Origin of the sequence: Pseudooceanicola nanhaiensis DSM 18065, assembly GCF_000688295.1 — a bacterium.
GTDB classification, from domain to species: domain Bacteria; phylum Pseudomonadota; class Alphaproteobacteria; order Rhodobacterales; family Rhodobacteraceae; genus Pseudooceanicola; species Pseudooceanicola nanhaiensis.
Genome location: NZ_JHZF01000013.1, coordinates 1,025,516 through 1,040,006, shown reverse-complemented (window position 1 = coordinate 1,040,006; position 14,491 = coordinate 1,025,516). Strand labels below are relative to the sequence as shown.

The 14,491-nt window shown below is 69.9% G+C and carries 11 protein-coding genes; 6 read left to right on the top strand and 5 right to left on the bottom strand.

All coding sequences use genetic code 11. The features are described 5' to 3' along the window. Positions 1-65: 65 nt before the first annotated feature. From Q344_RS0115095 to dctP, 3 genes are all read right to left on the bottom strand, one after another. Positions 66-1,379, bottom strand: coding sequence for a TRAP transporter large permease (locus Q344_RS0115095; protein WP_028287479.1), 1,314 nt, complete (start codon positions 1,377-1,379; stop codon positions 66-68). Further along, a complete protein-coding gene (locus Q344_RS0115090; protein WP_028287478.1) occupies positions 1,376-1,954 on the bottom strand; it encodes a TRAP transporter small permease subunit in 579 nt (192 codons plus the stop codon). Before Q344_RS0115090 ends, Q344_RS0115095 begins: the two co-directional genes overlap by 4 nt. Positions 1,955-2,085: 131 nt before the next feature. Then, positions 2,086-3,126 (bottom strand): TRAP transporter substrate-binding protein DctP, encoded by a 1,041-nt coding sequence (dctP, locus tag Q344_RS0115085; protein WP_028287477.1) that lies wholly within the window; start codon positions 3,124-3,126, stop codon positions 2,086-2,088. A 681-nt stretch (positions 3,127-3,807) separates the two neighbouring features. Here dctP and Q344_RS0115080 point away from each other — a divergent pair. Beyond that, positions 3,808-4,422 carry a TetR/AcrR family transcriptional regulator gene (locus Q344_RS0115080; RefSeq protein ID WP_028287476.1) on the top strand — a complete coding sequence of 205 codons (615 nt, stop codon included), beginning with the start codon at positions 3,808-3,810 and terminating at the stop codon, positions 4,420-4,422. Positions 4,423-4,437: 15 nt separating this feature from the next. On the opposite strand, the gene Q344_RS0115075 is transcribed toward Q344_RS0115080, so the two are convergent. Both Q344_RS0115075 and Q344_RS0115070 read right to left on the bottom strand, forming a co-directional pair. Next, the gene (locus Q344_RS0115075; RefSeq protein WP_028287475.1) at positions 4,438-6,567 is read right to left on the bottom strand and encodes a caspase family protein; all 2,130 of its coding nucleotides are present in this window, start codon (positions 6,565-6,567) and stop codon (positions 4,438-4,440) included. Positions 6,568-6,583: 16 nt separating this feature from the next. Next, positions 6,584-7,249, bottom strand: a complete 666-nt coding sequence (locus Q344_RS0115070) for a hypothetical protein (RefSeq protein WP_028287474.1) — start codon at positions 7,247-7,249, stop codon at positions 6,584-6,586. A 159-nt stretch (positions 7,250-7,408) separates the two neighbouring features. On the opposite strand from Q344_RS0115070, the gene Q344_RS0115065 reads away from it, so the two are divergent. The 5 genes from Q344_RS0115065 (at position 7,409) to Q344_RS0115045 (ending at position 14,321) form a co-directional block, all read left to right on the top strand. Then, positions 7,409-8,755: a trypsin-like peptidase domain-containing protein gene (locus tag Q344_RS0115065; RefSeq protein ID WP_028287473.1), complete on the top strand. Its 1,347-nt coding sequence runs from the start codon at positions 7,409-7,411 to the stop codon at positions 8,753-8,755. Positions 8,756-8,775: 20 nt separating this feature from the next. Further along, positions 8,776-9,483 carry a response regulator transcription factor gene (locus Q344_RS0115060; protein ID WP_028287472.1) on the top strand — a complete coding sequence of 236 codons (708 nt, stop codon included), beginning with the start codon at positions 8,776-8,778 and terminating at the stop codon, positions 9,481-9,483. An 82-nt stretch (positions 9,484-9,565) separates the two neighbouring features. Beyond that, on the top strand, positions 9,566-10,927 hold the full coding sequence (locus tag Q344_RS24090; RefSeq protein WP_156954715.1) for a sensor histidine kinase: 1,362 nt from the start codon (positions 9,566-9,568) through the stop codon (positions 10,925-10,927). A gap of 234 nt (positions 10,928-11,161) precedes the next feature. Continuing rightward, positions 11,162-13,210 carry a caspase family protein gene (locus Q344_RS0115050; protein ID WP_084178428.1) on the top strand — a complete coding sequence of 683 codons (2,049 nt, stop codon included), beginning with the start codon at positions 11,162-11,164 and terminating at the stop codon, positions 13,208-13,210. A gap of 70 nt (positions 13,211-13,280) precedes the next feature. Next, positions 13,281-14,321 carry a serine protease gene (locus tag Q344_RS0115045; RefSeq protein WP_028287470.1) on the top strand — a complete coding sequence of 347 codons (1,041 nt, stop codon included), beginning with the start codon at positions 13,281-13,283 and terminating at the stop codon, positions 14,319-14,321. The last annotated feature ends 170 nt before the right edge of the window (positions 14,322-14,491 follow it).

Sequence of the window (14,491 nt, the reverse complement as noted above, 5' to 3'; positions counted from 1 at the left end):
AGGGTGGGCTGCAACCCGACCCTGCCGGTCCGCGCCCCGGGCGTGCCCCGGGGCGCGGAAGGGCCTTACCCGTAGAACAGCGTCGGCAGGTAGAGCGCGATCCCCGGGAACAGGATGATCAGCAGCACCCCGATCAGCGTGACGATCACGTAGGGGACGACCGAGGTGTAGATGTCGCCCATCGTCACCCCCGGAGGCGCCACGCCCTTGAGGTAGAACAGGTTGAACCCGAAGGGTGGCGTCATGTAGCCGACCTCCATCATGATGATGAAGAGGATGCCGAACCAGATCGGATCGAACCCGGCCGCCGTCACCACCGGCAGGAACACCGGCAGCGTGATCAGCATGATCCCGACCGGGTCCAGCACCATCCCGAAGATGAACAGCACCAGCAGCATGAAGGTCAGCGCCCCCCATTTCCCGCCGGGGATGTAGGTCATCAGGTTCTGGATCAGGCTCTGCGCCCCGAGCGCCGTGTAGGCCGTCGAGAAGGCATGCGCCGCGAAGAGGATCCACATGATCAGCGCGGTCAGCTTCAGCGTCGCGATGGAGGCGTCATGGATCACGCGCCAGTTGAGCTGGCGGTTGATCGTCGTGGCGACGAGCGCACCGAAGACGCCGATGGCCGCGGCCTCGGTGGGCGTTGCGAAGCCGCCGAAGATCGCACCCAGCACGATCGTCACGATCATGATCGGCAGGATCACCGCCTTGAGCGAGCGCAGCTTCGGCCCCCAGCCCGCGCGTTCCTCCTTCGGCAGCGCCGGGCCCATGTGGGGCTGGAGCCAGCAGCGCCCGCCGATGTAGATCGACACCAGCACGAAGAGCGTCAGCCCCGGCCCGATGCCGGCTGCGAAGAGACGGCCGACCGAGACCTCGGTCAGGAGCGAATAGAGCACCATCAGGATCGACGGCGGGATCAGGATGCCCCAGCCGCCGCCCGCGTTGATGGCCCCGAGCGCCATCTTCTTGTCGTACCCCCTCTCGAGCATCTTCGGCAGCGCGATCGTGCCCATGGTAACCACCGCGGCGCCCGAGATGCCGGACATCGCCGCGAAGATCACGCAGATCAGCACCGTGCCGATGGCGAGGCCGCCGCGCAGGCCGCCGAACCAGACGTGCATCATCTCGTAGAGGTCGTTCGCGACGCCTGACTTCTCCAGCAGGATCGCCATGAAGACGAAGAGAGGTATCGCCATCAATGTCGGGTTCGACATTGACTCCCACATCTTGGAGGCGAGCAGATAGAACCCGATGGGCCCCATCTCGAAATAGAGGAACACGACCGAGATCCCGCCCAGCACGAAGGCCAGCGGCGTCCCGAGCATGACGAAGACGAGAAGCGACCCGAAGAACAGGAGGGTCAGGAGTTCAACGCTCATTCCTGGATCTCCCCGGATTGGCCTGCGGCGGCGTGCGCCTCGGATTCGGTGGCCGCGGGCGCACCGAAGATGTCGTCGGGGATCGGCAGGCCGCGCACCACGCGGATGTCCGACCAGAGCCGCACCAGCCCCTGCAGGAACAGCAGGATGGCGGCCACCGGGATGAAGGCCTTGGTCGGCCAGAGGTAGGGTTTCCAGATCGAGTTCGACCGCTCGTTGTCCGCGATCGCCTCGGAGGCGAGGTCCCAGCCCTGCCAGAGCAGCACCAGCACGAAGAGCGCGAAGAGCGGCCATGTGATGATGTCCACGATCGCCTTCTTCCGCCGGCTGAAGGTGCCGTAGATGATGTCGACGTTGACGTGGCCGCGTTCGGCCATGAGGAAACCGCCGCCGATGATCGCGTAGACGCCGAAGATCAGCGTCGCCATTTCGGCCGTCCAGACCGCCGGGCTACCGACGAGGTAGCGCATCACCACGTCCGCCAGCAGCAGGGCGAAGATGATGAGGACGGCGAGGCAGGCCCACCTGCCGATCCAGCGGTTGAGGTGCGTGATCGCACGGGCAACCTGCAACATGTCCCTAACCTTGTGATTGCGGGCAGATCCGGCTGGCGCGGCCTCGGGGGTCGCGCCGGGATGTCTCCGGTCTGCCTTCGTTTTGCGTTGAGGCCGGGGCGCGCGGTTCACGCACGCCCCGGCGGGAAGGCTCAGACGTAGCCGAGGTCCTTCATGAGGCCGGTGTAGGCTTCATGCGCGCGTGCCGCGATCTCGCCCTTCGCCTTCTCGGTCTCGAGGATATCGGCCGAGGCCTTCGCGAAGAGTTCGAGCACGTCGTCCGGCAGTTGCACCACTTCGACGCCCTGGTTGTTCACGCCGTCGGAGAGCGCGATGGCCTCCTTGTGCATGTACTCGGCCGAGCGCTGGAAGAAGCGGATCTCCATCAGGTCCATGATCGCCAGGCGCAGGTCGTCCGGCAGGTCCTGAAGCTGCTGCTCGTTCATGATGAACGCGTCGATGGTGAAGCCGAGGGCCGGCTTGTAGTGGTACTTGCAGACCTCCCAGAGCGACATCGACTGCGCGCCGATGGCCGCGCCCCAATGCGCGCCGTCGACCACGCCGGACGACAGCGACTGGTAGAGCTCCGCACCCGGGATGTACTGCGGCGCGGCGCCCGCGGCCGCGAGGTAGTCGAGCATCGTGCCCGAGGAGCGGATCTTGAGGCCGTTGAAGTCCGCGGCGCTCTCGATCTTCTTCGAGCAGACCATCTCGGTCGGGTAGGACTTCTCGGACATCAGGCGGACGCCGTCGGGGATCAGCTCCTCGTTGACCATGTCCTCGATGCCGAGGTTCTTGGCGGCCTGCTGCGGCTCCCAGTTCTCGCGAAGCGTGCCGGGGATGCCGTAGAGGAAGCCCGCGGCCTGCGCGTTGTCGAGGATGTAGGACGGGCTGATCGTGCCCATCGGGACCACGCCCTTGCGCACGAGGTTGTAGATGTCCGGGCCCTTGGCGAATTCGCCGTCGCCGAAGAGCTCGAGCTTGAACGCGCCCTCGGTGCGCTCTTCCAGCATCGTCGCCAGCACGCCGAGGCTGTCGTCGAACGAGCTCGAGGCTTTCGGCCAGTGCGACTGCACCCGCCAGGTGACCTGGCCCTGCGCAATACCCTTGCCGATCAGCGCCGGGGTGGCGACGGTGGCGACGGCAGCTCCGCGCAGCATGGCGCGGCGGTTCATGTTCGGTGATTTGGTCATGTTTTCCTCCCTGATATGACCTCGGGATCGAGTGTTTCCTGTCAGACACCCAGCTGGCAAGATCTATTGCCGGACAGAGTGGTCACGTCGCCGACAGCCCGGACCGGGCAGACGGCCATCCTTCATCGAGGCGGGGGCGCTGAGCCATCGACAGGGCGCGGCTTTCCCGGGTCCGGGTGAAGCGCCGCAGCCAAATCGACATTTCAAGCAAATGTTTGGACCGCGGGCGCAATCTCCCCTGCTCCGGACCCAATCGACCGCCGTTCCCCTCCCTCTTGCGGACCGGTGCCGCGGCGGCGGCAAGGGTCCGAATTCACCGTCCGGGCAGCGCCTCGTCCGCGCGTGCCCGACCGTTCTCGCGGGCGTCGGCACGGGGGCCGTCACACCATTGCGGAATTTTATTCCGCAATTTGCGGGGGAATGCCAGCGATTCTTGCGACGCCACGTCATCGAGCGCGGCGATTTCGCCAGCGATCCGGGCAAAACCACCCGGATGACGTCAGGGAATTCACAATCCGTTCCGGATTGTGCTATGCAGCGCGAATTCCGCGTGCCTAAAGGTTTTTTGACCAGACCGATTGGAATAAGATGTTACCGTGGCGTCAGGTATCGCCGGCCGATTGTCGCTCCGGACAGTCCAGCGCCGCGCCGGACCGCGCCGCCGTCAGGAATGGAAGTCGCATGGCAAACTGGAATGGCGCGGTCGCGTCGCGTGAGGAAATCCGGGAACTGAAGCGCCGGGCCGCCCTGCGGGTCGCCGCGCGGATCTTCAACGAGAAGGGCTATCACGCCACCTCTCTCGACGAGATCGCCGACGAGATCGGCGTCACCAAGACCGCTCTCTATTATTACTTCAAGAACAAGGAGCAGCTGCTCTACGATTGCCTTCGGCTGACCTACAATTGCGGTCAGAACGCCCGGCTCGAGGCCGAGAAGACCGACGGCACCGCCTTCGAGAAGCTGCAGCTGCTCTACCGCCGGTTCATGGAGAACCTGATGGTCGAGCGTGGCGCCTACACGACGATGGCCAATATCCGCGCCCTGCCCGAGGCCCAGCAGGAAGAGCTCCTGGAACGGCGGCGGCAGCTGGATCGCTATTCGCGGATGCTGATCGAGAAGGCCATCGAGGAAGGCGCGCTGCGGCCGGTCAATGTGCGGGTGACCTCGAACTTCTTCCTCGGCGCGGTGAACTGGATCCTGCGCTGGCACACCGAGGACGACGCGATGAGCCCCGAGGTGGTCGCGGACCATTTCCTCGACCTCTTCATGAACGGCATCGTCAACCCGAAGCGCTGAGGCGGCGCCGCATCCCTAGTCGCCCGGCACCGTCTCGATCTCGTATTGCAGGAAGACCGGCACCGGCTCGGGCGTCCTGGCCCGGCTGGACAGGGTGATCCCGCCGCGGGTGGTCTGCCCGAAGCCCGCCATGTCGAGCAGGCCGCGCACGCCCCCGGTCATCGCCTTGCGCGCCATGTTCAGCGGATCCTGCTCGAGAAACGACAGATCCTCGGTCGCGGTCTGCCCCGAGACGGGCGAGAGGATCACGATCAGCCGGTCGCGGCCGAAGTTTTCGTCGGTGATCAGCACGAAATCGTCGTCGAGCGTGGCGCCCGGCTGCATCCGCCCGTTGCCCATGAAGGTGATCCCGTAATCCACCCCGACGTAGAGCAGGTTGTAATCGACCGGCGTCTCGCCGCTGTTGGTGAGCCGCAGCCCGATCGTGTCGTCGGGCACCATGCGGGGCACGACCGCCTCTTCCAGCATGGCCCGGCTGCCCTCGACCACCGTGCCGGTCTGCGGGTCGAACCGGCCGGTGATCAGCCGTGCCTCGACCGGCAGCGGCGCGCTGGCGGTGGCCGCGCCCACCTTCATCAGGTTCAGCGCCTTGGCGACGGTCGCGAAACTGTCGGCGAGCACCGCCGAAAGCTGGGCCGGGGTCTTGTCCGCGGTCGAGATCGACGGGGTGCGGGGCAGGTCCTCTTCGGCGACCAGCCCGGTGGCCGGCAGCAACCAGAGCGCGTCGGGGCGCGGGCTCTCGGGCAGCACGGCCAGCCGCAGCTCCGCCCCCTCGGTGCCCGCGGGCACGAACCGCACCCGCGCCGCGAGGGCGGGTTCGGCCATCATCTCCTCGACCGCCGCGGCCATCGCCCCGGCCGGGGCGGAGCCCTCGGGCGGCAGGGCGACGGTCAGGGTGAAGTCCAGCTCCTGCGCCACCTTGCGCAGCACCGCGCCCGGCGGCACCTCGTTCGGGGCGGCGCCCTCGGGCCGGGCCGAGGCCGAGAAGGTCGAGGCGTCTGCGATCGTGTAGCGCGCCAGCGCGGCCTCGTCCGGGTCGGCCGGAGAGGCCAGCATCAGAAGTCCGGTGCCCGGCACCAGCCCGTGCAGCGTGCCCGCGGGCACCTTCAGCGCCGCACCGTCCTGCGTGGCCGTCCATTGCTGGATCAGGCCCGCCCCGCCTTCGCCGAAGACCGGCTGGTCGAGATCGCCCTCGAACAGCGGCGTGGACCGGGCGAGGTTCAGCACCGAATACTTCCGCAGCACTTCCTGCGCGAGCTGGCGATAGGTGATCCCCGGCCGCTCGGCCATCGTCTCGAACAGCGTGTAGGTGAAGACCCCCTGCGGCTTCCGCCCGGGCTGGCCGCGCGGCATGTTCTTCTCGGGCGTCGTCTCGGTCGTCTGGGCGGCGAAGAAGGCGACGAGCCGCCCCTGCCCTTCGGCCTCCGCTCCGGCCGCTGCCTCGACCGAGGCCTCGGGACGCGCGCGCGGATCGTCCGATGGTACGCCGCGGCTCCGTCCCTCGGCGGCGGCGAGCGCGGCCGCGGGGATGCCCAGATCCTCGGGCCTGAGCTGGCGCTGCCGCACCTCGTCCGCCTCGGCGGGCGCGGCGCGGGTGGCGGTGCCGGAATGGCAGCTGTCGAAGACCACCCAGACATCCGCGCCCTTCGCGCGGATCGCGTCGATCATCGCGCCGATCTCGTCATCGACCAGCGCGTTCTCGACCGTGCCGACGGTATCGTTCCACGGGCCGATGTCGACCGGCAGGAACAGCTCGTCCAGACCGTCGAGCTCGGTCGCCGGATCGGCCGCCGGGGCCTGCGTGCCGTGGCCGGAGAAATGCAGATAGACGAAATCGCCCGGCGCCGAGGCCTCGGCCAGCGCCGCCATCTCTGCCCGGATCGCGGCCAGCGTGGCGGGCGCGGCCCCCTCCACCCCGTCGGCCAGAACGGTCACGTTGGCGGGCGCGAAGCGCATCACGGGGTTCGAGGTCAGATACCCCTTCACCAGTTCCACGTCGTTCGTCGGACCGTAGAGCCAGGCGGATTCGTCGAGGTTGTCGTATTTCGAGGCCCCGATCAGCAGCGCGCGGGAGTCGGCGAGCGCCGGGAGGGCCGCGGCGAGGGCAAGGGCCGAGACGAGGCCGGCACGGATCAGGTGTCGCATGGGATCAATCCAATGATCAGTTGGTGATAAGGGTGTAGGAGGTCTCCTCACCGCCGTTCATGACGACGACGGCGAAGGTGTCGTTGACGATCGGGCGCCAGCCGCAATAGGCGATGGAGCTGATGTCGGTGTCCGAACAGACCAGTTTCCCGGCGCTGTCGAAGACCTCCACGTTGATGTCGGCGGGCCCGCGGCCCTCGACATAGACCTCGGCATAGGCGTTGCCCTCGTATTCCAGCGGGCGATAGGTGTCCTCTCCGCCCGCCCCGATCTGGCTGATCGAATAGACCTTGCCCGACACGACCCCCTTGGTCCGCGCCATCCGCATGTCGTCGGCCAGCCCCTCGATCGTCGGATCGCCCGGCGCCAGCGCCACCGCGGTATCGAGCATGTCCTCCCAGCCGACCGGAGGCTCCGCCGCGCCCGCGGGCACGGGTCCGTCGCGTTCCGGCTCGCGCGCGACCTCGGTGCCGAAGACCGTCCGGCGCAGGCTGGCCGCCGCCAGCGCCAGGAGCGGATCGCGTTCGGCCAGCGCCTGCTCGAAGAGCTCGGCCGAGACCGCGGCGCGGCGGAGCGGGCTCATCGCGGCATGGTCCCCGTCGGTCGACACGGGCTCGGCGACGGCGGCCAGCGGCCCGAGGCCGAGTGCGGCGGCAAGGAGGGGCGTGGCGAATTTGCGCATGGGATCAGGCCTTTCCAGTCCGGTCGCCCGGATAATGAGACGGAGTCCCTCCCCGTTCAAAAGGTTTTTCCGCCGATCCGGCCGATGAACGAACTTGTCATGTGCGCCGTCACCGGCCCGCGCCTACCTTGGCCGCATCAACAGGCCGGGAGGCACGCCATGCCCCAGATGAAGACACGGAGCCTGCGCCGTCTGCGCCGGACACCGCTGCTGCTGATCGTTCCGCTGCTCGCTCTGCTGGCCGTGATGACACTGGGCGGCGGCGGTCCCGGCCGGGCGGGGAATACCGCCGCCTCGGGCTTCGACCACGCGCTCGACGCGACGCTGGTGCTGCGCGAGGACGACGAGGGGCGCGGGTTCCTCGGCTCGGCCACGCTCTGGGGCGACGGCGACCGCGTGGTCACCGCCGCGCATGTCGTGAAGGACCGCCGGAGCGTGATCGTCGAGGACCGGCATGGCCGGAGCGCCCCGGCGCAGGTGATCGCCAGCGATCCCCGCCGGGACATCTCGGTCCTTGCGCTCGCCACGACGATGTTCGGACCGGGGCTCGTGCCCGGTTCCGGCGGCGCGCTGACCGGGGACGAGGTCTTTGCGCTCGGCGCCCCGCTGCAGGCGGCGGGCACGGTGACCCGCGGCATCGTCTCGGTCCCGGCCCGGCAGGTGGAGCCCAACGTCCCCCTGCGGCTGATCCAGCACGATGCCGCGATCAATCCCGGGTCGTCCGGCGGGCCGCTGATCGGCGCGGACGGGCGGCTCGTGGGGATCAACACGCGGATCGCCGACGGCACCCGGCTCTTCGCCGGGATCGGCTATGCGATCCCCGTGGCTGCGCTGTCCGGGATGGTGGCGGGCAAGCTCTCCCCGGTGCCCGACCTCGGGCTCGCGCTGCGCCCCGTGACCGGGCGGATCGCCCGGCTGATCGGGCTGGAGACGCCCCGCGGCGTGCTGGTCGACCACGTCGAAAGCCGTGGCCGGGGCTGGCGCGCCGGGGTGGCCGCGGGCGACGTGCTGCTGTCGCTCGCCGGGCGGCCGATCATGACGCCGGGCGATCTGGGCATGATCCTGGGCGAGGTGACCGGCGGCACGGCCCGGCTGGTGATCTGGCGCGCGGGCAGCGAGATCGCGGTGCCGCTCGACCTCGACCCCCGTCCGGCGGAGACAGGCGCGCTCGGCGCGGCGCCCGCGGGACTTCAGCGGGTGCAGAGCTACGGCTGGGCCGGGCTCGGCGTGACGCTGGCGCCGGGCACGCGGCGGGTTGCGGCCCTGACGCAGACCAGCCCGGCCTGGGCCGCGGGCCTTGCCGAGGGCGACGAGATCGAGGCGGTGAACGGCACCGAGGTCACCGCCCTGTCGCTTGCCGCGGAACGGATCGACGGGCCCCGCCTGCTGCGGGTCCTGCGGCACGGGCGCCGCCTGCACGTGATGGTCGACCCCTGGGCCACGCGCCGGCCCGATGTGCCCCGGAGCGGCGCGAATGCGCTTGACCCTGCGGTGGTGGTGTTCTGATCTGGACCCGAGGAGCCGCCATGACGACCCAGACCGCCCGCATTCTCATCGTCGAGGACGATGCCGAGGCCGCCGCCGCCCTGTCCGCCGCCGTGCGTGACCTGGGCTGCGAGCCGGTGGTCATGCAGAGCTACGAGGACGGGCTCAGGGCCGCCGGGCTGGCCGAGTTCCGGGTGATCGTCTTCGACCGGATGTTGCCGGGCGGCGACGGGATCGACGCGATCGCGAAGATCCGCGCGGCCGGTTCGACCGCGCTGGTGCTCGTGGTCTCGGCGCTCGGGCGGGCGGCGAACAAGATCGAGGGGCTCGAGAAGGGCGCGGACGATTACCTTGCCAAGCCCTTCGACGCCGACGAGCTCCGGGCGCGGCTGCGGGCACTCCTCAGGCGGCAGGAGATGGTCGTGATGGACAACGACCTCGTGACCTTCGGCGATCTGCAGATCCGCATGAAGGCGCGGACGGTGCATGTGAAGAACGCCCATGTCCCGGTCAGCCCGAAGGAGTTCGAGCTGATCGCCTATTTCGCCCGCAACGCCGGCGAGGTGGTGACGCGGATGCAATTGCTCGAGAACGTCTGGAACCTGCATTTCGACCCGCAGACCAATGTCGTGGACGTGCATGTCGGCCGACTGCGGCGGAAGCTGGAACAGGCCGCCGGGCACCCGGTGATCCACACCGACCGCGGCGTGGGCTATGTCTTCGACCCGCAGAAGGACCCGGTCGGGTGATGTCTTCGGGCGGAGGGCGTCTCCGTTCGGGCGGCGCGGCGCCGCGCACCCCGGGCCCGCGGCCCCATCCCGGGTGTCCCGCTTGAGCCCACCCCGACGGTCCCTCGCCAGTTCCGCCTCGCTCCGCGTCACGCTCATCGTGGCGGCGGGGATCATCGTGCTGTCGCTCTCGGCCATGGCGCTGCAGTACCGGATCACGGCCACGGCGCTCGAAACCCGCCAGGCCGAGCTTCTCTCGGCCGAGCTGTCGGGCTTCGCCCAGTTCTACGAACAGCGCCGCATCCCCGGCCTGCGCGAGGCGATCGCGGCGCGGGCCGCGCTCACCACGCCGGACGAAGGGCTCTATCTCTTGCAGGACCGCAATGGCACGACGCTGGCCGGCAATATCGACCGCTGGCCCGGCGCCCTCGCGCCCGAGGGCGCGCTCTTCGCCCCCGCCCCCCTGAGCGAGATCGCCATCGACGGCACCGAATACCTTGGCGTCGCGCGCGAGCTGCCCGGCGGCTTTCCCTTCCTCGCCGCCCGCGCCTGGACCCCGGTGACCGGGACGCTGGACGAGCTGCGCGGCACGATCCTCTGGGTGGCCGCGGGCCTCTCGACGCTGGCGCTTCTGGCGGGCTGGCTGGTCGCGCGGGCGGTGGTGGGCCGGATCGGACGGATCAACGCGCTGGCCGACCGCGTGGCGGGGGGCGACCTCTCGGCGCGCCTGCCAGGGCCGCAATCCGCCGACGAATTCGGCGCGCTCGAGCGGCACGTCAACCAGATGCTCGACCGGATCGAGGCCCTGAACCGCGCGACGCACCGGCTGTCGGACGCCATCGCGCACGAGCTGCGGACGCCGCTGAACCGCATCCGCCAGCGGCTCGACCGGCTGGAGGGCCAGGACGAGGACGTCGCCGCGATCCGCGAGGACATGGCCGGCACCGTGCGCATCTTCGACAGCCTGCTCGACATCTCGAGCGCCGAGGCCGCCTCGGGCCAGCGCCCGGGGCTGGTGCCGGTGGACCTGTCGGCCATCGCGGCCGAGGTCTACGAGCTGTACGAACCGCTGGCCGAGGACCGCGGCCTCATCCCCGAAGCACGGATCGAGCCCGGCGCCTGGGTCCTGGGCGAGCGCAACCTGATCGCGCAGCTGGTGTCGAACCTGCTCGACAACGCGATCAAGTTCACCGGCCCGGGCGACGGCGTGACGCTCAGTGTCACGGCCGGCGAACGCCACATGCTGACCGTCGCCGACACCGGCCCCGGCGTGCCCGACGACATCCGCGCCACCGTCTTCGACCGCTTCACCCGTGGCGAGAGGGACCGCGCGGTCGCGGGGCACGGGCTGGGCCTTGCGCTGGTGCAGGCCATCGCCGCGCGGCACGGGGCGAAGCTTTCCCTGCCAGCCGCGCCCAGGGGCTTCCGGATCGAGATCGCCTGGCCGTCCCTGCCCCGCCCCTGAAACGGCCTTGAGATCGGCGGCACGCCTCCGCAGCTGCGCCGCGCAATCCGAGGGGGAGCCGCGCCAGAGCCGTGTCGCGCACAGGTGGTGCGTGCAGACGCGTCCATGCGACGGCCCGCACCGGGCGCGCGCTTTGGAGCGCCTTCATGACAATTCAAGTCACATTCTCGTTTTTCTTGATCGACCGTCCAATCCCCTGCAACTCTTGCCGCAAGAAGGAGCCCTGGAGCCCCGATGTCATTGCTGCTGCCCATTCTGGCCCGGCGTCTGTCCGCGGCCGCATGCCTTTGCCTCACCGCCCTCGCCGCCCCGGCCGAGGTGCGCGGCCTGGTGATCGGCGTCTCGGATTACGAATACCTCGACGCGGATCTGCGCGGGCCCGCCAATGACGTCGGACTGGTCTCTTCCATGCTGCTGGCCCGCGGCGCGACGCCTGCCTCCCTGACGATCCTCGCCGCGCCGGACGTGCGCCTGGCCGAAGGCCTGACGGTTGCCGAGGCGCCGCGCCGGGCCGCGATCCTGGCCGCGCTCGACCGGCTGGCGGCAGAAGTGACGGCCGAAGACACCGTGGTGTTCTACTTCTCGGGCCACGGGTCCCAGATGCCCGATGCCAGCGGCGACGAGGCGGGCGGCTATGACGAGATCCTCCTGCCGTCTGACGCGAAGAACTGGAAAGGCGCGATCGGCGGGGTCGAGAATGCGCTGATCGACGACGAGCTGGCCCTGAAGATGCAGGCGATCCTCGACACCGGGGCCGAGCTGGTCGCGATCCTCGACGCCTGCCATTCGGCGACCGGATTCCGGGCGCTGAACGATCCCGCGGTCTCGGCCGCGCGCTACATCGACCCGGCGGCGCTCGGCGTGCCGGGGGCGGTCGCGGGCGACAGCGAGCCGGGCCGGATCGCCCCGCCGCTCGAGGGGCGCTTCGTCTTTCTCTATTCGTCCCAGAGCGACCAGCGCAGCTTCGAATACCCCCTGGGCGACCCGGCCGATCCGCACAGCTGGTACGGCGATTTCACCCGGGCGCTGATGCCGGTGCTCGGCGGCGCCCCGGGGCTGAGCTGGTCGCAGGCGCTGATGGCCGCGGTGGACGGCATGGCAAAGGACGGACCCGCGGCACAGACACCCGACGCCGAGGGCCCGCTGCTGGAAGAGGCGGTCTTCGGCGCGGCCGCGCCCCCGGCCCCCGTCTGGCCGACCGAGGGCGCGACGCTGCGGGCGGGCCTGCTGAACGGGATCGCGGCGGGCGCGGAGGTCGCGGTCCATGCCGATGCCGCGGCCAAGGGCGACCCCGTGCTGGCCGAGGTGACCGAGGCGAAGGCGGCCAGCGCCACGCTCGCCCGCACGCCCGGCCTGCCCGCCAGCGGCTACGCGAAGCTCCACCGCCCGGCGCTGCCCGCGCCCCTGCGCCTTGGCGCGCCGGCGATGGCGGAGGGCGCACGGCCGGGCGACCTGCCCGCGCTCCTGGAAGAGCTGACCGCCGGGCTTGACGGCATCACCCCCGCGGGCGACGGCGCGCCGGACCTCGTGCCGGTCTTCACCGGAACCACCCTGGCGCTTGCCGGGCGGGACGGCGTGCTCGACGGGCTGGGCGCGGGCAGTTCCCCGCGGCTCGCACCCGACGCCGGACGGCCCGAGATGGCGGCCTTCCTCGACCGCGCGGTCCGCACGCACCGCCTGCGCCGGGCGCTGGCCGCGGCCGAGGGCGGCGGACAGGCCGCCTTCGCCCTGCCCGGCACCGCGCTGAAGGTCGGGCTGACCCATGTCGACGTGCCGGGCGGCGACGCGGCCTGCGGCACCCCGGGCGCCGAAACGACGGTCGCCGGAGAGGCCCGGGCCAGCGCCTGCGATCAGCTCTGGCTGAGCGTCGCCAACAATTCGAAGACAGCCCGCGACATCACCGTGCTCTATATCGACCGGGATTTCGGGGTGACGGCGATCTACCCGGATGCCGCGCTCTCCAACCGGCTGACCTTCGGCGAGACCGAGGAGATCGGCGTGCTCATCACCAACCGTGCCGAGGTGCCGGGTCAGGAGGAGCTCGTCGTCCTCTCGGCCCCCGCCGCGCAGGGCGCGCCCCGGACCGTGCTGACCGCGCTCGCCGATCCGGTGCAGATGCGCGACCTGCGCGAGGGCGCACCGGACATGCCCGCACTGGAGCAATGGCTCTTCGCCGCGGCCGATCCGGAAATCCGCATGCGCAACTTCAGTTTCCGCGGCGCGCTGCCCGCTCTCGAGGTCACGCGCTTCCGCATCACGCTGGTCCCGACCGGCACCCGATAACCACCCACCACCTCACCAGCGAAGCGCGAGAGAGAGATAGACCCAAATGACTTTTCTGAAGAGACTGGCCTTGCCCACCGTCGCCGCCATGGCGATGGCCACCGCCGCATTGTCCCAAAACCTTGACGTGAAGCCCGAGACGGACCCGCAGGTCTCCTCTCCCTTCGCCTTCGCCGAAAGCGGCAGGATGGCCGAGCAGGCCGAGACCGCGCGCAAGGAGGCCGAGGCCTCGGGCTCCAAGGTGATCGGCGGCCAGGTCGCGCGGAACGGCGCATGGCCCTGGCAGGTCGGCCTGATGATCGCCGGGCGTCCGGTCAGCCCCGACAACCATTTCTGCGGCGGCTCTCTGATCCTCGACCAATGGGTCCTGACCGCGGCGCATTGCGTCTACATGCAGGACCAGCAGGGCTATTTCGACCTGCAGCCCGAGCAGATCAACATCCTCGTCGGCACCAACAGGATCGCGCCCGGCATGGGCGACATGGTTCCGGTCGCAGGGATCTTCCGCAACCAGAACTACAATCCCGACGGCTTCGACAGCGACATCGCCCTGATCAAGCTCGCCCGGAAACCGAACGTCCCCTACAGGACGATCACCGTGCCCGACCGGACCTTCGGCGAACAGATCGACGTGACCGGCGTGCCGACCGTGGTGACCGGCTGGGGCCTGATCAACGGCGGCCGGCACCCCGCGGACATGTACCAGGCCGAGATCCAGATCCTCGGCCGCGACCAGTGCAACGGCGCCATCATGGACGCCCGCGCCCAGGCCGCGGCCGATCCGTTCATCGCGGCGCTCGAGATCCTCGACGTGAAGGGCGATGACGCGCAGGCCGCATGGACCGCGCTGATCTCGCGCGCCAAGGCGCCGCTGACCGACAACATGCTGTGTTCGGGCACCTACGAGGGCGGCAAGACCTCGTGCCAGGGCGACTCGGGCGGCCCGCTGGTCGTGCCGCTGGCGGACGGCTCCTACATCCAGGCGGGCGTCGTGTCCTGGGGCTTCGCGGACAGCCAGACGATGACCTGCGTCGAGACGGCGCTGTTCTCGGCCTACACGAAAGTCTCGAACTTCGTGCCGTGGATGGAGCAGGTGATCGCCCGGAACTGACGGGCCTCCGTCACCCGGCGGGGCCCTCCGGCCCCGTCGCACCCTTGCCGCGCGGTGCCTGAGCGCGGCGCTCCTGTCCGGGCGGCGGCCCCAGGCAGGAGACCGCCCCCGGGGTCCGCGCGCCGGAGCTGACGGCCGACGGCATGGTCCAGCGGCTTCGGGACAACCTC